The sequence below is a fragment of the Streptoverticillium olivoreticuli subsp. olivoreticuli genome, from assembly GCF_003391135.1.
Taxonomy (GTDB): domain Bacteria; phylum Actinomycetota; class Actinomycetes; order Streptomycetales; family Streptomycetaceae; genus Streptomyces; species Streptomyces blastmyceticus.
Map to the genome: position 1 here is coordinate 3556311 of NZ_CP031455.1, position 18516 is coordinate 3574826.

Sequence of the window (18516 nt, forward strand, 5' to 3'; positions counted from 1 at the left end):
GTGAAGGTCGTGGCGCAGGTGAAGCTGATGCCGGAGGCCGACCAGGCCGCCGCGCTGCGCGCCACCCTGCGTGCGGTCAATGAGGCCGCGTGCTGGGTGTCCGGTGTGGCGTTCGAGCGTGGTGTCCCGCGTGAGTACGAGTTGCGGAAGCACACCTATGCCGAGCTGAAGGCGCGCGGGCTGGGGGCGCAGGCCGCCCAGCACGTCATCAAGAAGACGTGTGACGCCTACACCACGTTGAAGGCGAACATCCGCGCCGGGAACCTGGGCAGGCCCGGATCGAAGCGCAGGGCCAGGGCGGAGTCGAAGCCCATCGCGTTCCGGCCCGAGGCGGCGCAGCCGTATGACGACCGGTGCCTGTCCTGGCAGTACGACGCCCGGACGGTGTCGATCTGGACGACGGCCGGACGGCTCAAGAACGTGCGCTTCGCCTGCTGTCCGGACGCGCTCAAGCTGCTTCGCGAGCACCGCAAGGGCGAGTCCGATCTGATCGAACGCGACGGCGTGTTCTACCTGATCGCTGTCTGCGACGTCCCCGAGGCCGAGCAGTACGAGCCCAGCGGGTTCATCGGCGTCGACCTCGGGATCAACAACATCGCCACCACCTCCACCGGCTACCGGGCTGCCGGGCGCGGCCTGAACCGGCACCGGAAACGACAGCTCGATCTGCGGAAGAAGCTCCAGGCCAAGGGCACCAAGTCCGCGAAGCGCCTCCTGAAGAAGCGCTCCCGCAAGGAAGCCCGGCACACCGCCAACGTCAACCACGTCATCTCGAAGACCATCGTCACCACCGCTGAGCGCACCGGTTCCGGTATCGCCCTGGAAGACCTCACGGGCATCCGCAGCCGGGTACGGCTCCGCAAGGACCAGCGGACCTCTCTGCACTCGTGGAGCTTCCACCAGCTCGCCGCCTTCGTCGAGTACAAGGCGAAGCGGGCCGGGGTGCCGCTGGTGTACGTCGATCCGGCGTACACCAGCCGGCAATGCTCCCAGTGCGGTCACATCGACCGGCGCAACCGCCCGTCACAAGCAACGTTCGCCTGCCGGTCCTGCGGGGCCCTCATGCACGCGGACGACAACGCGTCCCACAACATCGGCCGCAAGGGCGAGACCGTGTGGACTGCGGGGCGTGAGTCACGCGTCCCTGCCACCCCGTAAGGGGTGTCTGGACGGAGGAGCCAACCCAGCAGCCAGTTGGGCACTACCTCCAAGCCCGGTCCTTTACGGCCGGGTCAAGCTGACACCTTCCTGCCGTCCGGGAGCTCCTTCTTCGCGTCGACCACGGCGCGCCGGACGACCGTGGTCTGGCCGGTCACCGTGCCGGGCTCCATGCCGTAGGCCGCCTTGAGCAGGACCTCGCGCTGGCCGAGGTAGTCGTAGGTGTTCTTGTCGAAGACCCACTCCTTGCGGCTGTCGCCGATGGTGAAGGCGATCGCGATGCCGGGGCGGCCCGCCGCGTCCACGGTCCTGTCGACCAGCGTGACGCCCGGGATCCTGGCGGCCGCCTTGTAGAGGGCGGCGCTGGTCGACGGCGGCGCGATCTGCTCCTGGAGCAGCTGCCCGATCTCCTTGAACGCCATCCAGTCGGCGTCGTGGTCGCCCGGCTTCCCGCCCTGGTAGAGCCGCTTGAGCAGGGCGTCGGGGTCGGTGGGCAGCTCCTTCAGACTGTTGTAGGAGTGCCGGTGGTCGCCGGTGCCGTGCTCGCCGTCGTCCAGATCCTCACCCTTCTTGTCGATGAGGCCGTGTCCGGGCTCGTAGAGGAACCCCTTGGTGCCGTCGGGCGACTCCCAGATCTGCCGCTGGTGGAGCGGGGTGATCCAGTTCTTCTCCTTGCCGTTGTTGTTCTCGCCCCTGAGGAAGGACACCTTGCTCTCGACGTAGATGAACTGGTCCGCCCGGGGCTCCAGGGCGGGCTGCTTCGCGGCGGCGAGCGAGATGCGCTCGACGGCGGCCGGCAGGCCCTCGGTGGTGCCGGGCTCCAGCCTGAGCACCTCGGGCTCCGCCGTGGCCCCACCGGCCCGTACGCCGTCGTGGGCATCGGCGCCCGGGCCCCACTGGCTGATCGCCATGGCGCCCGCGACGAGGGTGGCCGCGACGGGGAGGGCGATCCAGGCGGTGCGACGGAGGCGGGGACGGGCGGCGGCCGGGGCGGTGCGCGTGATCTCGTCCATCAGGTGCTCCTTCAGCAGCGTGTGCCGGTCGGCCGGGAGGGCGGGGTCGCCGGGGGCGGGCAGCAGCAGGTCGAACTCGGCGTGGTCGAGGGACTCGTGCGTGAACGGCTCCCCCTTGAAGGGGTCGTTGCGCCGCTTCGGGTCGGACGTCATCGGTTCCGTTCCTCCTTCTTCGGGCGGGCCGGGGCGGTGGTGTCGGATACGGGCCGGGGCGGCCGGGGGGCGTCGGCGGCCATCTGCCGCAGCTCGCGCTCGGCGAGCTTGCGCAGCCGTGCGCGCGCCCGGGACAGCCGCGAGCGCACGGTGCCCACGGGCACGTCCAGCGCTTCGGCCGCTTCGGCGTAGCTCAGGCCGGACCAGACGCAGAGGGTGACGACCTCGCGTTCCGACCTGCGGAGCTTGCCCAGGGCCGCCTTGGCCGCCGCGAGCTCCTCGGCGTCGGCCATCCGCCCGACGAGCTCGGTGGCGAAGTCGGGCAGCGCCTCTCTCGCGGGCAGGCGGGCCATCGCCCGCTCATGGCGGCGGGCGGCGCGGGCGGTGTTCCGCAGTACGTTCACCGCGATGCCCATCAGCCACGGCCGTACGCTCTCGCCCTCGTCCCGCAGCTTCTCGCGCAGCCGCCAGGCCTCCAGGAACGTGAGGGAGACGACGTCCTCGGCCAGGGCCCAGTCGCCCGTCACCCGTACGGCGTGCCGGTGGACCAGCCGCGCGTGCTCGTCGAACAACTGCCGGAACGCGCCGGGGTCGCCGCCCCGTATGCGGTCGTGCATCGAATGTTTCACACCCAGTCTTGTCCGCCCGAGGACAGCCGTTCCCGTGACGCGGGTCACACCCGTCCGGCGCCCGGCCGTGCCGCCACATGCACGAGGCCCCGCCCGAAAACTTCGGGCGGGGCCTCGTAAGACCAGGTCGCAACGTTTCTGCACCTGAGCCGCAAAGTGGGGCGGGTGGGACTCGAACCCACGGCCGACGGATTATGAGTCCTTTTAGGATCTTCCCGTCCCGTTCCGCCTAGGCCCCGATATTCCCATGCTCGCAGGTCAGAGGCTGTGTGGTGTCCACCCCGTTCCCGGGGCGTCCCACCCGTTATCCGGCCTTCCGTCCCCGCAGCGTCCCCGCAGCGGCCCCCTGCGCACCCCGCAGCGAGACCCGCAGGCCCGACCCGCTCACTGACCAGGGCTAACCGAACCCCTGGTGGACGCGAACAGCGGATTCACTTTCCCATGTGCCCTTGGTTCAGATCCTCGTCGCCACATTCGGACGAGGTGCACTCATGATCATTATCCCAGGACCCACAGCATCGGAGCCGGAGGGCGGCACCTCCCCAGTGATCACTTTCGGCCATTATTCAACCCAACCCGAAGGGGATATTGAACCACTTCGACAGCTTGAGTGGCCAATGGCAGCTATTGCCCCTTCAGACCCAATTAGGCATGAGCGACACCGCTAGAGATGGCTGCACCACCCAGCCCACCGCTCACACGGACCGCACGGCCGCACGAAGGTCCGACGCCTCCAACCTCAGCGACCCGGGATCCCCATCCGAGGAGCGTTGGACAGGTACATATTTAGAGCTGCCTCCCGCATTGGCCAAGGGTAGAAAGCTGGGCAATCGACCACCTATGGCGCATTGATCAGCCCGCCACCCTCCACCTTCGATTGCGTGACGTGCACCACTCCACATCACCCGTTGATGCGCTGACCTGCCCTTTCTGTGAGGCGTGAACCTTCCGGACGTCTATTGAGCCAAGATCGGCATAGTGTCGATATACATTTACCTATTACGGGGCTACGTGGTCGCTAAGCCGGAGGTGACCGGCCCCGGGTGGATGGAGTTGTCATGCCGCGTCGGACCGCAGGGTTCACGGTGTCCGGCGATCTTGTGCCCGAAGAGGTGGCCTACCTGCGCGAGGCAGCCTGCCGGCTGCTGGCTGGGGAGCGAAAGGCGGACGTCACCCGCTGGGTGAATGCCGAGGGGCATCGCACCACGCTGGGGAACCCTTGGCGCGAAGAAGTCCTGTGGCGGGCCCTGCTGCGCCCGGTCATGGCCGGGCTCGACTCCGACGGGCAGCCCATCGACGGGGCCCCGATCGTCATCACCCCGGAGGAGCAGCAGCAGCTGAGGGAGCTGTTCCCGGGCCGGTCTGAGCCAGTGGAGAACCGTGAGTACCCGCTGGGGGGCACGGCTGTCTGCGGGAAGTGCACGTGGGAGCTGGCCCCGTCGTGGGCCGCCGGCAAGCCGGTCTACCGCTGTCCGCCGAAGAGCCAGGTCGATTCCCTTGACCTGCCGACGGCAGAAGAGGGAGCCGCTTACAGCGGGCCCTGCGGCACGATCAGCATGAACGCGCCCATGCTTGAGGGTGCCGTCGCGGAGCATGTGCTGGCCGAGCTTCTTCGGTCTGGTGCCCGGGAGAGACTGGAGTCCCTGCGCGCTGACGTGGAGGCTGAGGTCGGGCGCCTGAAGAAGGGCATCCAGCAGATCGAGTCGCGGATCAAGCGGCTGGACGCGATGGCCCGGACTCCGATGTCCGATGAGGCGTGTGAAGGGATCGCGGCGGCGCTGAAGGCGACCCGCAAGGAGGCCCGTGACGCTCGTACGCGTCTGCGGTTCCTGGAACAGATCACCGCAGCGGCGTTGCCGTCCGGCGACGTGGACGATCTGATCGCCTGGTGGAAGAGGGCGCCGACGGCTTCGAAGCGCGCGTTGACGTTGCTGGAGATCGAGAAGGTGCGAGTGCGGCCGGGCCGTCGTGGGCGGAACCCCGATCCGCACGAGCGGATCACTATCGAGTGGCGCTGAGCGACGTCGGCCAAGTGGCCGGTGTGCGGCCCGGTGTTCGTCTGTGACGAGCGCCGGGCCGCTGCCGTGTGGCGGGGCTCACCCGTTGGTGAGCGCGGTGTTCTCCAGGGGCGGGGCGCCAAGGACGTGGACGCGCTGGAGGTGGCGCGGCGAGCGGCTAGTGAAGGCTTCGCGGCCGTGGAGGAGGGTGTAGTTGTCGGCGATCACCACGTCGCCGGTCTGCCAGGTGTGGGCGTACAGGTGGCGCGGGTCGTAGAGCGCGTCGTTGAGGGTCCGGTGGAATTCCGGCAGCTGCTCAACGGGGACGCCGGTGAACTCCAGATCCGGGCGGTTGAGGAAGTCCTCGCCCACCGGGGGCTCGTTGTAGCGGATGATCGGGAAGCCGTCGGGGTGGGTGGTGACGATGGGCGAGACGCATGCGCCTGCCCAGTCGGAGGCGACGCGGCGGTAGCTGCCGGTGACCTTCTCCCACAGTTCGCGGTGGGCGGGGTCGGCGTCGCGGAGGACGGCTTCGGTCTGGGTGAAGGTGGTGCGGCCGCCGTTGCCGGCGCCGGGGGCGCTGGCGCAGTGGAAGATCTGGAACTCGGCTATCTGCTCCCGGTACATGCTGTCCCAGTGCATGGGCACGTAGCGGTGGTCGAAGATGTGGTCGTCGGGGTTGTCGTGCTCGACCAGTTCGAGGACGGCCCCGTAGGGCCACATGGCGATCTCGCCCCACTGGGCGCTGTAGGTGGTGAGGTCTTCGGCGTTGGGGAAGCCGGTGAAGCCGCGCAGGAGCAGCAGGTGGTGCTCGCGGGCGAGTTCGCGCAGGCGGGCGACGGGCAGGTCCGTGACCGGGGTGCCGGGGTGCGCGGCGTCGACGCGGACGCCGAAGGGGGTGATGGGCGTGACGGTGTGGCCAGCGATCTGGGCGGTGTCGGTGATCGTGTCCATGTGGGGATTCCTCGGGGCGTCGGCCGTGGTGCGGCGGTACGGGGGCATGGCTGTTCGACCGCTCGCGGGTGGCGGTGCGCGGGCGGCTGCGTCCGGTGGGGCCGGGGGTTAGGTCAGGGCGAGCAGGTTGGTGAGCTGCCGGGCTGTCTTGAGGGTGGCGTCAACCAGCAGGCCAGGGTCTTGGGGCTCGCGCGTGGAGGGCACCATGACGGCGACGGCGCCTTGGATGGTGTCGCCCCACATGACGGGGGCGGCGATGGTGTCCCAGCCGGTGACGGCTTCCTGCCGGCCGACGGCGTAGCCGCAGGCACGGACCTCTTCGAGGGACTCCAGGAGTTGCTGGTTATCTGCGATCACGCCGGGGCCGACACCGTCGGGCACGGGCTCGGCGAGGACCTTGACGACGATCGAGGCAGGCATGTAGGCGAGGATCGCTCGGCCAGCGGCTCCGGTGCGCAGGGAACGGATGATCGAGATCGTTTCCAGGGGATCAAGATCGAGGTCATCCGGGTCGAAGTCGCCGATCACGGAGTCGATCAGGAGCTTCTTGGAGCCGACGGCGATGTAGTAGCCGACGGGGCCGTCTGCGGTGCGGTGCAGTTCCTCGAGGGCGGCGTTGGCGGCTTCGGGGTCGACGGGGGTGCGGGCGAGGGCGCGCATGCCAAGGCGGGCCGATCCTGCTCCCAGGCGGTAGCGTCCGCGGCCGACTCGTTCGAAACTCTCGTCAAACAGTCCGGCTTTAAGGACGCGGTAGACGGTCGCGGGGTCAAGGCCAGTGGCCTCGGCGATCTCTGTTGGGCCGAGGACGTCACGCTCCAGCGCGACGAATGCCGCTTGCACGCGGAAGGCACGCTGCTGGCTGGTGTCCTTGCTGTCCTTGCTGCTAGCGGTCACGCCGTCGGCCCCTCAATGGAATACGTGCGCTGCGCATCCCCCCGGGCACAGTGAGTCTTGCTGGATTTGAAGCGGCACCTCTCCGACCCCCTAGTCAAGGAGAGGCAAAGCCGAAGGATCGAGAATACTACTCTCGAATGTTGATCATTACCCGTGCCATCCCCATACGGCGGCACGGTCGTAAAGGCCCGCGGGTTCAAGGAGGGCTTTACCGGAGAGACCGAGAGCGATGGCCTCATGCGCATCCCGCACGAAGGACTCATTCTCCATGGGGTACGTGCAGGTGTCAGGCGTCTTGAGAGCACCTATCGCCGTGATCGAGAAAAGGGCGTTCATGCTGTTACGCAAGGCGTAGCGGTTGCTGTAGTAGTCGGGCAGCCAAAATCCCGAGATCGTTTTGGACCCGTAGATGAGGCTGCCCTGGGGGATGCCATGGCCAGGGGTACAGCCGAAGAGAGCCATGCGCCCGCGGGGGGTCAGGGCTTCCACGGTGGCGGCCAACATCTTTCCACCCATCATCTCCAGGGCGGCGTCCACGCGACCTCCGGCCGCATCCATGATGCGCTCGGCGAGATCGTCGGCGTCAGAGGTGTCCAGCACGGCGTCGGGGCCGTAGCTTCGGGCGGTGGCGACGGCCATCGGCCCCCTGGCCATGGCGATGACCTTGACTCCGTGGCGCTTGGCGAGCTGGACAGCGAGGCTGCCGAGGCTGCCAGCCGCTGCGGGGATGAGGACGGTTTCGCCTTCCTGGATGGCCAGGCTGGTGTGGAGGAGGTGCCAGGCGGACTGGCCGGCGAGGAGAAGGGCGCAGGCTTGTTCGTCGCTGATCTCGTCCGGGATTTCCCAGGCCAGCCCGCGCTGGACGAGGGCCTTCTCGGCGTAGGCGCCACTATCGGTGAGGGCCGCGATTCGGCGGCCGTCCTGGGTGGTGCCGACGAGTTCTCGGCCCGGGATGAAGGGGAACGAGACGGGCGCAACGTAGTTGTCTTCCCGCATGCGGACGTCGGCGAAGTTAACGCCTGCGTACTTCACTGTAACGAGATCATGATCTCGCTTGGGCTCGGGGTCGGCGACCTCTTCCAGCCGGAGGACCTCCGGTCCGCCGGGCTCGTGCACCACGACCGCTCGCATGCTCATCCTTCACGTTGCTGTTCTGACTACAACAGAACCCTAAGCTGGCCTTGAGGCTCTCTTGACCGGTTTTTTACGTGGTGAAAAAGCGGGTCTAGATCATCCAAGGAGAGCGAGGGGAGCTTTTCGTCAGGCAAAAAATGGCGAGTGCATCTAGTTCGGCCTGGATAGGGTGATCAGGCGTCACCGTGGGGTTTCCGGGCTGGGCTTGGTGCCCGTGGTGCGCATGAGCACGATCTGGGGGCGCGTGTGCGGCCTCGGCTGAACTGGAGTGGCCACGTGATCGACAGGCAGCGCATCCTTGCGCTCGCGCAGCAGTCCCGTCCCCGGGCGGAAGCCCGCGAGCTCGCCGTCGATCAGCTCCTTGCCTTGACCCTCCTGCGCACCGAGAACGCTCCGCTGGCGCGGCCGATCGCGTGGAGCGCCGCATTGTGCGACTCACTCGGTGAGGAGCGCCCGCCCACGCAGGAGAGAGCGGCGCAGGTGTGCGCCACCTGCCCCATCTCGGAGCCGTGCCGTACGGCCGTGACCATAGGAATGCCGGAGTCGGCGCGGGCTTGGCGGGAACGTCTGAGTGGGGGGCTGTCGCTTACTGCGTGACGGGTGGCGAGGCGGTGGGTGCCGGGGCTTCTCGGCGTCCGCCGCCTTTCGCGTGTGCGGGGCGGCACCGCCCGCCAGCGGCAAGGGCGCAGGCGCCTTGACCTGCTGTTTTGTGTTGCCGAGGTCACTTCCGGGGAGTTGGCCCCCGCCTCAAGAGGTACTAGAATATTGGTATCAGGAAGAGAGGGGAACCTCTTCCGAAATCACCTCTTGGAGACCCCCATGGCCACCGTGCGCACCCTCAAGATCGCCCAGGTTCACCGCAACCCGAACCAGCCCCGTGAGCACTTCGACCAGGTGGCCCTGGAGGAACTGAAGAACTCGATCCTCAAGTACGGGCTGCTGCAGGACATCGTGGTCCGCCCGGACAACGAGCGTGGCGGCTACGAGATCGTCGCCGGTGAGCGCCGCTACCGGGCGCACGTGCTCGCGGGGAAGAAGACGATCCGCGCGAAGATCCTCAGCGTCGCTGGCGAGCTCGACCAGTTCAAGGCGTCCATGTCGGAGAACATCAACCGTGAGGACATGACGCCCTTCGAGGAGGCCCGCGGGTTCCAGCGCATCCTGGACGAGGAGGAGGGCGCCACGGTCGAGAGCGTCGCCGCGGACTTCTCCAAGTCGGTCCAGTACGTCAACATGCGCCTGGCCCTGCTCGACCTTCACCCCGACGTGGCGCAGGTCGTCCAGGACGGCCACATCGGTCTCCTGGCCGGTGTGAAGATCGCGGCCCTCAACGCCGCGAACCAGCGGGCGGTCCTGGGGAAGTTCGCGCGCGGCGAGTTCGCTGGCGACAACTCGATCATCCACTTCGCCTACGCCATGCGCCAGCAGCAGGAGCAGCCCGCACTGCTGGAGGCCGAAGAGCTGACCGAGGAGCAGCGCACCGAGCGCCTCACCGCGCAGAAGCGCACCCGCAACGCTCTCGACCGCATCGAGCAGGTTCGCGCCCTGCTGGACGACATCGCACGCACCGACCCCATGAAGCTCGCCGAGGCCCTCACCGGTGGCGTCCAGTCGCGCCTCGACCAGCTCGACCGCGTCGCCGACTCCCTGTCGAAGGCCCGTTTCCAGATGCGTCAGGCCAAGGCCCACGCCGACGCCGCCCAGGTCGTCACCGTCAACCCGGCCGCCGAGTCCGACACCGCTACGGCGGACGACGAGGCGCGCGAACTCGTCGCTGCCTGACCAAGCCCCGGCGGCCCCGCCCAGGGGCCGCCCCTCCCTTCACCACCACACGAGAGGTTCACCATGCCCAACTGGGACTTCGTCATCACCGGCCCCACCCACGCCGAGCTGGTCGCCGACGGCGATCTCGTCGAGATCCCGTGGATGGTCTCCAACCCTGTGGGCCTGAAGCTGCCCGTCGTCTTCACCCGCCCCGCCTGGGACGCGGTCATGGGCGGGCTCGGCGAGGACCGGTGGCCCGAGATGCCCGACGCCCTCGCCGTGCCCTTTCTCACCGAGCGCGCCAACCGCACCCTCAGCGCAGCCGTGCAGGCCGTTGCCTCGGGCCCCGGCAGACAGCGCCGTGTCGCCTTCGACGCCCCGCTGTCCGGCGTGACCCTCCACCTCCGCATCAACCTCGACGACGACGGCGAACCGCTCTTCACCGTCCTCACGCCGACCGAGAGCTAACCCGCCCGAAGCCGACCGTGCGGCCGTCACCTACGGCCGCGCCCAAAGGAGTCGTCCATGAACATCACCACCCCCGGCGGGCTCCGCACCGGCCCGGCCGGCGGCTGCTCCGACAGCCTCTGCTGGAACGCCGCCACCCGCGTCCTGGTCCACCTGGCCAACCCGCTCGTGCCGGGGTCGCAGGACGTACAGCTGGGCGCCTACTGCCTGCGCTGCATGAACAAGCAGATCGCGCCCGCGGAACAGGTCGCGCGGATGGATGAAAGGGCCATTCTCTTCAACGACTCCAACCCGCCTCTCCTGTTGCCCGACGACCACTGGGTGGCTCGCGAGTTCACGGACGAGGAGGCAGCCGAGATGGCCGCGATCCACTGCGGCGAGCTGCTGTGCACGTACGTGGGCCCCGGCAAGTGGGAGTGGAGGCGGAAAGCGTGACCCAGCTGCCGGAGGACACTTCCCCCGCCCAACCGGACTGGACATCGATGGGCCGGGCCGCGTTCGACACCGAGGCCCCCAACGAACCGCCGGTCCCCGCCCCGGTGCGCATCATCGCCGCCCCGGACCGGTACGGGACCGCCGCCCTGTTCGGTGAGGAGCCGCCCCCGTCACGGCCGACCGCGAAACAGCCCGCGCCCAACGAAGGACAGGACGCCCTGTTCTCTCTCACCGAATCACCGCTCAACCCCACGACGCCAAGGACCACGCCGTGAACAGCACACCGCCCGCCCACGGCCAACGGAACCGGGCAGCATCCCAGAATTTCCCCGCCCTCCCCTCCAAAGCGGTGGCCGCTGAGCTGGAGGCCTGCGCCGCCATCCGCGACATGTGGCAGTACGGGTTCCCCCGTTGCGCCCTCACCCGCTACGCCGACACAGCTGGCCGCCTCGCCGACAGCCTCGCCTCGGAGGCGATAGCCGCCGAGCTGGAAGCGCGCGCTGCCATCCGCGACATGTGGGAGTACGGGTTCCCGCACGGCGCCCTCACCCGCTACGCCGAGGCGGCCGGCCGCCTCGCCGACGGCCTCGCCTGACGAACACCGACCCCGATCAGAAAAGCCACCTCATGACCTCGCCCACCGCAGATCCCCGGCCGCGCGTCAGCGTCGCCGACGCCCAACACGCCGACGCTCAGGCGACCGCCGCCGCCCGGGGCCTGGCCCTCATGGTCGCCGACACCCTGCGCGCCATGTACGCCGACGCGGTCTACCTCGTCTTCTACCGGGACGACTACGACCGCCCCGAGCTCGCAGGCATCCGCGACGTCGAGGGCAAGACCGTGTGCGACCTCACCGCCGACCGCATCCCTACCGCCCTGAACGATGACGCCCTCCGTGCCGCATGGGGCTCCCTCGACCCTCAAAACCCCAAGGACCTTCAGCACCTTGTTGCCCTGATGGACTCGCTGGGCGGCGAATTCGACGACCTCCCCGACGAATTGGGCATCTATGGCGACGCCGAGTCGACACAGTGCCTGCCCCTGTCGCGCCACGCCACCCTCGGCGGTCCGAGAACCCCAGGCCCTCGCCACCTGCGCCCCTACGGCGCACACCACTCCGACACCACCGGAACCATCTGCCCCCCTCACCCGCCGCGCCGACCGCGAGGCCTCAACGCCCCATTGTGACGCGGCGATCCAGCTCAGCGATGCACCGGAGATCGGCGCCCTGCCGCTCTCCCGCTCGAACCATCCATCGCCGGAAAACCGCCCCGGCGATCCCGCAACCACTTCGAGAGATCATGCCGCACGACTTCCCGTTGCCTGTCGCGCCTCGCGACGAGTTCGACATGTACGCCATCCACCTCGACCTCGGCTCCTGGTCCTACGCTCTCGACGACGTCGGCCTGGTCTACGGCCCCGGCTGGTTCCCGTTCCACCGGCACATCGAACGGGTCGAGCCGAACCCCTCCGCCCCACTGCTGCCCCGCTCGGTACCGACCGGCAAGACGGCCCCCACGCCGGTCCGCATCTCACCCGATGTGGAACACCGGGCATGGCGCAACGAGTACGTGGTGCTCCAGCCGGTCGACCATCGCGTGCAGGCCCACATGCGGCTGTACGCCGGCGGGCGCGGCGCGGGCGCGAGGATCCGCCGCGTCGCCGTCGAAGTCGACCTACGGAACCTGAACGTGGCCGTTCCCGCCCAGTGCCCGGCGCCGCTGCGGCATCAGGCGGCGGTCAAGGGGCGCCGCGTGCTGGACCTGCTGATGAGCGCGCGCATCGAGCGCCGCCTCGGCCTGTCCGCGCCGACAGGTGTGCTCGCCCCCGGGCTACATGAGCCGGACAACGCCGAGGACGGCTCCGCCGAATCCGACTCGGCCCGTTGAACCACGTGCTGGCCGCACCCCTGCGTGGGTGCGGCCAGCACTCCCCCGGTACGAACGCATTGCTGCGCGGTCGACGCCTCGGCGAAGGCCTGCGCGGCTCCACGGAGTTGTGATGAACGAAGAGCAGGAGCAGGACGGTAGCGAGCACAGGGAGGAGGGCAGCCGGCCGCCTCTGGGTGAGGTGGCGGAGTTCTTCGGCTCCCGGTACGACCTGCGCGGCTTCGAGATCGGCACGATGGGCGAGTACTGGCAGGCCCAGCGGCTCCCGTGGCACCGCGACTCGCTCGTCACCGACAACGACGGCAACAGGGCTTTCCGGACCAGGCACGATGCCATGACGTGCTGCGTGAGAGAAGCGTGGTACCAGGCTCTGCCGGTCCGGTACCCGGTGTTGTACGGGCCGCACCGGTTCTCCACCGAGCCCGTGATCGAGGTCCTGGAGCCGGGGTACGAGCGGGTCATCTGGATGGGGCGCGAATGGCGCCTGTACGCCCCCAGACTCGGTGCGAAGAGGCTGTGGCGAATCCGCCCCGATGGTTCGGACTACGACGACACCTACGGCCACTCCCGCGCTTACCAGATGCACATGATGCGCGGCGGTTCGCTCTCCTCCGCCTTGGGGCCGCAGACTGTTCGCCTTCTCGGTACCGCGCCGCACACGGTGCCGTGCGTGATTTGCGAACCGGGCGAGCCGGGCTGGCACGAAGGGCCACGCCTCAAGGTCCGGGTCGGCCTTGCCGGCCGCCCGGAGGTTGATGAACCGCTGTGCCTCGCCCACGTCTTCAACTACTACGTGCCGTGGGAGGAGGAGCGTCGCCTCTTCGACATGGAGGGGGCGTGGATGCCGTGGCGGGACCTGCTGCATGGCTGGATGTACGAGGACGCTGAGGCCGCCGAGGCGGGCCAGGAGGTGCCCGGTGTCCGGCGCCGGTGGCTGGCCTTTCTCGCCGAGGTCGATGCGGGGCTGAGGGAGCCGGTGTTGCACAGGACGCCCGCGCGCGGCGCGATGCCTGGTCTGCCCACTGCACCTTCGCCCCGGGCGTGGTCCGGTACATGGGATGAGCAACTCCTCTGGTAGGGGCGGCTGTCCGGCGCAAATACTTCGGCCCGTCTCCTTCACCGAACCCCCTGAAGGGTGTGGTGGAGGTCACTGCCCCGGAGTGGACCACCCCCCTGAAAGGTACTAGAATATTTCTATAAGGAAGAGGGGGAACGGCCCCGCCAGGAACCGAAGGGACTCCGAAGATGATCACCACCCCGGCTCTCACCGAGGCACAGGCGGCTCTCGGAATCCAGGCTCCGCCCTGCGGGGAGTGCGAGGACGGCGTCATCCACTACTGCGACGGCCCGTACGCAATGACACGCGAGTGCGAGACCTGCCAGGGGCACGGCACCCACCTGACATGCCCCCACTGCCTCGGCGGGGCTGCCGGTGACGGCGACTGCCCGGTCTGCGACGGCGCCGGGGGTCTTTGTTGAGCCTCAAATATGTACCTGTTTCTCGATTGGAGTTGTAATGCCTCTCGGTGACGAACTCACCCAGAGCGCCCTGGAGACCGGCACCCGAACCGGGTGCCGGGTCACCGGCGACGACCAGCTACAGCTGGCCATCCACCTGCCGGACGACGGCGTGCTGCACTTCGAGCGCCCCCGGACCGGCGGCCCCTCCGACTGGCGGGTCGCGGAGTTCCTCAGCCCCGGCGGCGGATGCCTCTTCGACGAGCCGATCGGCTACGACTGCGGGCAGGCCCTCGACCTGCTCGCCGCGAAGCGAGCCGCTGCATGAGGCATCCCGCGTCCTCACGACCGCGCCACCGGGCGGGCGCGCCCCGCCGGTACCGCCTCCCGATCGCGCTCGCCGCCCTCGCGCTGGCGGCGGCCCTGGCTGCACCGTTCTCCACCGTCTACCGGGGCCTCAACGAGGGCATCACCGTCGGCCGACCGGGCTACCAGATCGGCTTCGAGTGGCGCGGCAACATCGGGTTCTTCGCCGACCTCGACGGCGCCGACCTCGACCAGCCCCACCCCTGACCCCCGCCCGGCCCCGACGCAACCGCGGGGCCGGGTCTTGATCCACTACGCACCACGGAGCACACGATGAACCTCTCCCACGACCGCGACGAGCGGGCCGCCCGCATCGCCCTGACCGAGGCGGCGGCACCCCAGGATCTGCCCATCCCCCCGGGCACGTCAGCGGCCGAGCTGGTCGCCGCCATGGCCGACCTGGCCGGCTCCGGCGTCCAGCTGTCCAAGCTATTCACGCGCGTCCTCGACTATGACGGGCACCGCGCCCTGGACGAAGGCTGGAAGGCCGGTGCCCGCTACATCATCCCCACGGATGCCGAGTGGCCGCAGGCCCTCGCCGGCCTGGGCAATCACACCCTTCTGGGTCTGTGGGTCCGCGGCGATGCCCGGCTCGACGACGCCACGAAGAAGGCCATCGCCATGGCCGGAAGCATGGCGGCCAGCGACTACGGCCGGTACGCCGCCATGCACCTGTCCGGAGAGCTCGCGCAACTCGGCTACAACGTCATCGCGGCGGCTTCGGGGCCCGGCAGCAGCATCGGCGAGGCCGCACTGCATGGCTGCGGGGCGAGCGGTGGCAACCCGATCGGCATCCTGTCCGGCGGCATTACCGGCCGGGCCACCCCGCCGGTGCAGCGCATGCGGGGCAGCATCCTCGACGACGGCGGGCTCCTGGTCAGCAGTTACGGGCCCGGCACGCTCACCAGCCTTTCGAAGACAGTCCAGCGCACGAATCTCATGGCCGCCCTCTCGCAGGCCGTGACCCTCGTGGAGGGGCACGGCCCGAAATGGGAGGTCGCCGCCCGAGCCGCCGAACGACTCGACCGCCCGCTGCTCGCCGTCCCGGGTCCGATCACCTCCCTGCTGTCCGATCTGCCGAACGAGCTGATCCGCCAGGGCCGGGCCAGGGCTGTGCTCAGCGCGACGAACATCGCAGCCCGCGCCGCGACCCGCCCCTGACCGCACCTTTCGAAAGGAGACTCTGATGTCCAGCGCAGTCAGCCGATACGGTTTCACCGTCAACGACGTCGTACGCCTTGCCTCGCCCGGCTCGAAGGCCGAGGAGCGCCTGGTGGGCCGCGTCACCGGCTTCTCCACGGCCGGTTTCGAGGGCAAGCCGCTGGTGATGGCGAGCTGGCTCGCGATGACCCAGCCGGTCGGCTACCCGGTCAGTGAACTGGCTCACTCTCAGGCGCTTTGCCCGGAGCTTAAATACGTACCTGTCTATGCACATGCTAAGTTTGGCGGCGTCAACGGCACTGGCACAGCCCTGACACCCAACAAGCCTCCGGCGAGCTAAGCGAACCCCCCGCGCCCAGCCCGCCGGACCGGCCCGTCCGATACGGGCCACCCCTCCGGCCGGGACCCGCACCCCCACGCGGGTCCCGGCCCACCCATGGAGCACCACAATGCCAACCACCACCCAGCAGGCCGAGTACGAAGCCCTGATCGCCGAGCGATACGGGCGCCCCCTGGCGGCCATCCTCGAAGAGCAGTGCCCGCCGGTCGCCGACCTCCTCAAGGAGCGCCGCCGACTCGCCCCGCCACCCCCGGCCCGGCGGACGTTCGTGCAACCGGAACCGGACCCGCGCTGGGCCGAGCACCGTGCCGTCCTCGAAGCCGCCATCCAGCCCCGCCGAAGGCCGATGCCGTGACCGAGGAGCAGTTCCGCCGACAGGTCCGCCAGATCGCCGCGATGCGCGGATGGACCCTCGCCTACCACACCCACAACTCGCAGCGATCCGACGCAGGTTGGCCGGACGAGGTGTTCGGCCACCCGCACGCGGGACGCGTCCTGTTCGTGGAACTCAAGACGGACAAGGGCCGCATACGGCCCGCCCAGCGCGAATGGCTCCAGCACCTGGCCGCCTGCGGCCTCGAAGCGACCCTGTGGCGGCCACGTGACATGCGGCTCGTCGTCGACACGCTCGCCCCCAACGGGCCGCGCGCCCAACTCCCCGAAGAACTCCGACCGAAGAGGACCCAGCTGTGACCCAGGCCGACGACACCCCCGCCCGCGGCCTCAAGCCCGGCCCCGAGCAGTGGTGCAAGGCGTGCGACAGCTACGTCAACCCCGTCACCTACACCTGCCGCTGCAACAACTCCTGACCCCTCACCCGGAGATCACCGTGAACGGCACTGCCCGCGACACCACCCCCACCCTCGCCACCGCGCACCCGCCGGTGCGCGGGCAGTGCCGCACGTGCCTCCACCGCGCCCTGGCCGGCCAGACGACCACAGAGGATCTGGCCGTGATCGCCCGCCTGGCCAACGTCCTGTGCGAAGACCTCGCCGACGGCCCCTGGCGCATCGCAGCCGCCATCCGCGGAATCGCCGAAACCTCGCTCCACCACACGAAGAGGAACAGCTGATGTACGTCCGATTCGAGCCCCTGCCCGCTGAACGCCGTAGCCAGTGGGCCCACGACGTAGCAGACATGCTCCGGCAGCGCACGGGCGAATGGGCATGCATCGCCGACAACGAAAACCCCAACCGCGCCAGCAACCTCGCACACCGCATCCGCAGCGGCCAGGTGGCCGCCTTCCGCCCTGCCGGAGTCTTCGAGGCCAGGTCCCGCACCGTCGAAGACGGCACCGCCTGCGTGTACGCCCGCCACATCGGCGGCCCGCGCACGGCAGCAGCCGACGCCGACTGATCACGCGCACCACCAACAGGCCGCCGACACGGCGGCCCCATGACTTCTCCGGCCGCCCGGCCGACACCATCCCCCTCGGAGCCCATCATCAACAGCACACAGAAGAAGACCCTGGCCGCCGTCGGCTGCGCGACCCTCATAGCCGCCGCGTCCACCGCCTGCGGCATCACCGGCAGCGCGAACACCGCCGAGGCCAAGGTCAAGAAGGCGTTCTACGCACTCGGCCAACAGAAGGCCCTGTCCGCGGACGTGCACTTCGACGCGAACGCCGACACGATCTACAACGCCCTTCGCGGCGAAGAAGACTTCGAGCGCCGCGACGCCGACATGCTCGCCGAGCTGAAGCTCTCCTACCAGGTGGCCTACGACAAGCCGCTGAAGGACCTCGGCCCCGACGACCAGGACGCCGCGCGCGCCGCGTTCACGATCAGCCGCGACGACGGCAAGCCCATGGTCGAGGTCCGCTCCATCGGCGGCAAGAAGCTCTTCGCCCGAGCCGACCTGAAGACCCTGGCCGCCATGTCCCACGACTCCGACAAGCCGGACTTCGACGCGCTGGCCCGCAAGGCCGAACAGCTGCCGCCGTCCATGGACGGCCTCAAGAACGCGCTACGCGGCGAGTGGGTCGTCCTCGACACCGACGCCTTCCAGGACAGCCCGTCCACCAGCGACCGTCTGGACGCGAAGACTCAGCAGCAGGTCTTCCGCACCGTCGGCAAGGCCCTCGGCGACAACGCGAAGTACAAGGGCGCGCCCACCCGTGACGGCGCCGACCACGTGAAGGTCACCGTGCCAGCGAAGAAGGCCGCGAAGGAACTCGCCGCTGGCCTCAAGCCGCTGGCCGACAAGCTCGGCACGAAGAGCGACAAGCTGTCCCGCGACCTGGACGGCATCCCCGACCAGGACGTCACCGTGGACGTCGCCATCAAGAACGGCATGGTCTCCGGCCTGACCGTCGACCTCGCCCAGTTCGACAAGAAGATGAAGGGCGAGCTGCCGCTCGTCTTCGACATTCACGCTGACGCGCCCACCGTCGAAGCGCCTTCCGGCGCCAAGGAGTTCAACCCCAGGGACATCTTCGGTGCCTACCTGCTCGCCAACCGCAAGGACGGCACGACCGTGGCCATCTGACACCGCCACACCAGAAACCGGCGAACACCGTCCGCCGACCCCGTCCTGTCACCCATGTGAGGCCAGGAGGCCATCGGTAACGGTGGCCAGCCGGGGACTGCGGGTGCGGATATCCTGACCGCTGTGGATGTCGACGGTGCAGTGGGGTGAGCGGGCCTGTGGAGTCCAACACAGAGCTTACCCGGCTAAGGAAAGAGCGGGACAAACTAGAACAGG

Annotated in this window: 25 protein-coding genes and 1 tRNA gene; 20 read left to right on the forward strand and 6 right to left on the reverse strand. The window is 69.0% G+C overall.

What is annotated here, in order from left to right:
- Positions 1-1158 (forward strand): RNA-guided endonuclease InsQ/TnpB family protein, encoded by a 1158-nt coding sequence (locus tag DXZ73_RS15220; RefSeq protein ID WP_240351354.1) that lies wholly within the window; start codon positions 1-3, stop codon positions 1156-1158.
- A gap of 74 nt (positions 1159-1232) precedes the next feature.
- Here DXZ73_RS15220 and DXZ73_RS15225 read toward each other — a convergent pair whose 3' ends face one another.
- The 3 genes from DXZ73_RS15225 to DXZ73_RS38125 form a co-directional block, all read right to left on the reverse strand.
- Positions 1233-2324, reverse strand: coding sequence for a CU044_5270 family protein (locus DXZ73_RS15225; protein WP_116211535.1), 1092 nt, complete (start codon positions 2322-2324; stop codon positions 1233-1235).
- Positions 2321-2941, reverse strand: a complete 621-nt coding sequence (locus DXZ73_RS15230) for an RNA polymerase sigma factor (RefSeq protein ID WP_116211536.1) — start codon at positions 2939-2941, stop codon at positions 2321-2323. Before DXZ73_RS15230 ends, DXZ73_RS15225 begins: the two co-directional genes overlap by 4 nt.
- A gap of 169 nt (positions 2942-3110) precedes the next feature.
- Positions 3111-3175 (reverse strand) — tRNA-Ser (locus DXZ73_RS38125).
- An 836-nt stretch (positions 3176-4011) separates the two neighbouring features.
- Between DXZ73_RS38125 and DXZ73_RS15235 the strand changes: the two genes are divergently transcribed.
- On the forward strand, positions 4012-4971 hold the full coding sequence (locus DXZ73_RS15235; protein ID WP_116211537.1) for a hypothetical protein: 960 nt from the start codon (positions 4012-4014) through the stop codon (positions 4969-4971).
- A 78-nt stretch (positions 4972-5049) separates the two neighbouring features.
- Here DXZ73_RS15235 and DXZ73_RS15240 read toward each other — a convergent pair whose 3' ends face one another.
- From DXZ73_RS15240 to DXZ73_RS15250, 3 genes are all read right to left on the reverse strand, one after another.
- On the reverse strand, positions 5050-5904 hold the full coding sequence (locus DXZ73_RS15240; RefSeq protein WP_116211538.1) for a TauD/TfdA dioxygenase family protein: 855 nt from the start codon (positions 5902-5904) through the stop codon (positions 5050-5052).
- A gap of 108 nt (positions 5905-6012) precedes the next feature.
- On the reverse strand, positions 6013-6798 hold the full coding sequence (locus DXZ73_RS15245) for an IclR family transcriptional regulator (protein WP_162890177.1): 786 nt from the start codon (positions 6796-6798) through the stop codon (positions 6013-6015).
- A gap of 147 nt (positions 6799-6945) precedes the next feature.
- Complete coding sequence (locus DXZ73_RS15250; RefSeq protein ID WP_162890178.1) at positions 6946-7929, reverse strand: quinone oxidoreductase family protein; 984 nt, start codon at positions 7927-7929, stop codon at positions 6946-6948.
- 822 nt (positions 7930-8751) lie between these two features.
- Between DXZ73_RS15250 and DXZ73_RS15260 the strand changes: the two genes are divergently transcribed.
- From DXZ73_RS15260 to DXZ73_RS15345, 18 genes are all read left to right on the forward strand, one after another.
- Entirely contained in the window at positions 8752-9714 is a 963-nt protein-coding gene (locus DXZ73_RS15260; RefSeq protein WP_162890179.1) for a ParB/RepB/Spo0J family partition protein, read from the forward strand.
- A 63-nt stretch (positions 9715-9777) separates the two neighbouring features.
- Complete coding sequence (locus DXZ73_RS15265; protein ID WP_116211543.1) at positions 9778-10164, forward strand: hypothetical protein; 387 nt, start codon at positions 9778-9780, stop codon at positions 10162-10164.
- Between the two features lie 57 nt (positions 10165-10221).
- The gene (locus DXZ73_RS15270) at positions 10222-10599 is read left to right on the forward strand and encodes a hypothetical protein (protein WP_116211544.1); all 378 of its coding nucleotides are present in this window, start codon (positions 10222-10224) and stop codon (positions 10597-10599) included.
- Positions 10596-10874, forward strand: coding sequence for a hypothetical protein (locus DXZ73_RS15275; protein ID WP_116211545.1), 279 nt, complete (start codon positions 10596-10598; stop codon positions 10872-10874). Before DXZ73_RS15270 ends, DXZ73_RS15275 begins: the two co-directional genes overlap by 4 nt.
- Entirely contained in the window at positions 10871-11194 is a 324-nt protein-coding gene (locus DXZ73_RS15280; protein WP_162890180.1) for a hypothetical protein, read from the forward strand. The genes DXZ73_RS15275 and DXZ73_RS15280 overlap by 4 nt, the downstream gene beginning before the upstream one ends.
- 32 nt (positions 11195-11226) lie before the next feature.
- Positions 11227-11787 carry a hypothetical protein gene (locus DXZ73_RS15285; protein ID WP_116211547.1) on the forward strand — a complete coding sequence of 187 codons (561 nt, stop codon included), beginning with the start codon at positions 11227-11229 and terminating at the stop codon, positions 11785-11787.
- A 131-nt stretch (positions 11788-11918) separates the two neighbouring features.
- Positions 11919-12488 (forward strand): hypothetical protein, encoded by a 570-nt coding sequence (locus tag DXZ73_RS15290; RefSeq protein ID WP_162890181.1) that lies wholly within the window; start codon positions 11919-11921, stop codon positions 12486-12488.
- Between the two features lie 112 nt (positions 12489-12600).
- A complete protein-coding gene (locus tag DXZ73_RS15295) occupies positions 12601-13566 on the forward strand; it encodes a hypothetical protein (protein ID WP_116211549.1) in 966 nt (321 codons plus the stop codon).
- Between the two features lie 167 nt (positions 13567-13733).
- Entirely contained in the window at positions 13734-13967 is a 234-nt protein-coding gene (locus DXZ73_RS15300) for a hypothetical protein (RefSeq protein WP_116211550.1), read from the forward strand.
- 37 nt (positions 13968-14004) lie between these two features.
- Complete coding sequence (locus DXZ73_RS15305; protein WP_116211551.1) at positions 14005-14274, forward strand: hypothetical protein; 270 nt, start codon at positions 14005-14007, stop codon at positions 14272-14274.
- Complete coding sequence (locus tag DXZ73_RS15310; protein ID WP_116211552.1) at positions 14271-14519, forward strand: hypothetical protein; 249 nt, start codon at positions 14271-14273, stop codon at positions 14517-14519. The genes DXZ73_RS15305 and DXZ73_RS15310 overlap by 4 nt, the downstream gene beginning before the upstream one ends.
- Before the next feature lie 66 nt (positions 14520-14585).
- On the forward strand, positions 14586-15473 hold the full coding sequence (locus tag DXZ73_RS15315) for a DNA-processing protein DprA (RefSeq protein ID WP_116211553.1): 888 nt from the start codon (positions 14586-14588) through the stop codon (positions 15471-15473).
- Positions 15474-15498: 25 nt separating this feature from the next.
- Positions 15499-15813, forward strand: coding sequence for a hypothetical protein (locus tag DXZ73_RS15320; protein ID WP_116211554.1), 315 nt, complete (start codon positions 15499-15501; stop codon positions 15811-15813).
- Positions 15814-15922: 109 nt separating this feature from the next.
- Positions 15923-16168 (forward strand): hypothetical protein, encoded by a 246-nt coding sequence (locus tag DXZ73_RS15325; RefSeq protein ID WP_116211555.1) that lies wholly within the window; start codon positions 15923-15925, stop codon positions 16166-16168.
- Positions 16165-16506, forward strand: a complete 342-nt coding sequence (locus tag DXZ73_RS15330; RefSeq protein WP_116211556.1) for a VRR-NUC domain-containing protein — start codon at positions 16165-16167, stop codon at positions 16504-16506. The genes DXZ73_RS15325 and DXZ73_RS15330 overlap by 4 nt, the downstream gene beginning before the upstream one ends.
- A gap of 136 nt (positions 16507-16642) precedes the next feature.
- On the forward strand, positions 16643-16885 hold the full coding sequence (locus tag DXZ73_RS15335) for a hypothetical protein (protein ID WP_116211557.1): 243 nt from the start codon (positions 16643-16645) through the stop codon (positions 16883-16885).
- Positions 16885-17169 (forward strand): hypothetical protein, encoded by a 285-nt coding sequence (locus DXZ73_RS15340; RefSeq protein WP_116211558.1) that lies wholly within the window; start codon positions 16885-16887, stop codon positions 17167-17169. Before DXZ73_RS15335 ends, DXZ73_RS15340 begins: the two co-directional genes overlap by 1 nt.
- Before the next feature lie 39 nt (positions 17170-17208).
- A complete protein-coding gene (locus DXZ73_RS15345) occupies positions 17209-18300 on the forward strand; it encodes a hypothetical protein (protein ID WP_116211559.1) in 1092 nt (363 codons plus the stop codon).
- Positions 18301-18516: the final 216 nt, after the last annotated feature.

Excerpts from the sequence above, each read along its gene's own strand:
- DXZ73_RS15305 (WP_116211551.1), top strand. The coding sequence starts at position 14,005 with ATGCCTCTCGGTGACGAACTCACCCAGAGCGCCCTGGAGACCGGCACC.
- DXZ73_RS15250 (WP_162890178.1), bottom strand. The coding sequence starts at position 7,929 with ATGCGAGCGGTCGTGGTGCACGAGCCCGGCGGACCGGAGGTCCTCCGG.
- DXZ73_RS15260 (WP_162890179.1), top strand. The coding sequence starts at position 8,752 with ATGGCCACCGTGCGCACCCTCAAGATCGCCCAGGTTCACCGCAACCCG.
- DXZ73_RS15265 (WP_116211543.1), top strand. The coding sequence starts at position 9,778 with ATGCCCAACTGGGACTTCGTCATCACCGGCCCCACCCACGCCGAGCTG.
- DXZ73_RS15320 (WP_116211554.1), top strand. The coding sequence starts at position 15,499 with ATGTCCAGCGCAGTCAGCCGATACGGTTTCACCGTCAACGACGTCGTA.
- DXZ73_RS15230 (WP_116211536.1), bottom strand. The coding sequence starts at position 2,941 with ATGCACGACCGCATACGGGGCGGCGACCCCGGCGCGTTCCGGCAGTTG.
- DXZ73_RS15310 (WP_116211552.1), top strand. The coding sequence starts at position 14,271 with ATGAGGCATCCCGCGTCCTCACGACCGCGCCACCGGGCGGGCGCGCCC.
- DXZ73_RS15315 (WP_116211553.1), top strand. The coding sequence starts at position 14,586 with ATGAACCTCTCCCACGACCGCGACGAGCGGGCCGCCCGCATCGCCCTG.
- DXZ73_RS15300 (WP_116211550.1), top strand. The coding sequence starts at position 13,734 with ATGATCACCACCCCGGCTCTCACCGAGGCACAGGCGGCTCTCGGAATC.
- DXZ73_RS15240 (WP_116211538.1), bottom strand. The coding sequence starts at position 5,904 with ATGGACACGATCACCGACACCGCCCAGATCGCTGGCCACACCGTCACG.
- DXZ73_RS15340 (WP_116211558.1), top strand. The coding sequence starts at position 16,885 with ATGTACGTCCGATTCGAGCCCCTGCCCGCTGAACGCCGTAGCCAGTGG.
- DXZ73_RS15295 (WP_116211549.1), top strand. The coding sequence starts at position 12,601 with ATGAACGAAGAGCAGGAGCAGGACGGTAGCGAGCACAGGGAGGAGGGC.
- DXZ73_RS15235 (WP_116211537.1), top strand. The coding sequence starts at position 4,012 with ATGCCGCGTCGGACCGCAGGGTTCACGGTGTCCGGCGATCTTGTGCCC.
- DXZ73_RS15270 (WP_116211544.1), top strand. The coding sequence starts at position 10,222 with ATGAACATCACCACCCCCGGCGGGCTCCGCACCGGCCCGGCCGGCGGC.
- DXZ73_RS15225 (WP_116211535.1), bottom strand. The coding sequence starts at position 2,324 with ATGACGTCCGACCCGAAGCGGCGCAACGACCCCTTCAAGGGGGAGCCG.
- DXZ73_RS15285 (WP_116211547.1), top strand. The coding sequence starts at position 11,227 with ATGACCTCGCCCACCGCAGATCCCCGGCCGCGCGTCAGCGTCGCCGAC.
- DXZ73_RS15345 (WP_116211559.1), top strand. The coding sequence starts at position 17,209 with ATGACTTCTCCGGCCGCCCGGCCGACACCATCCCCCTCGGAGCCCATC.
- DXZ73_RS15325 (WP_116211555.1), top strand. The coding sequence starts at position 15,923 with ATGCCAACCACCACCCAGCAGGCCGAGTACGAAGCCCTGATCGCCGAG.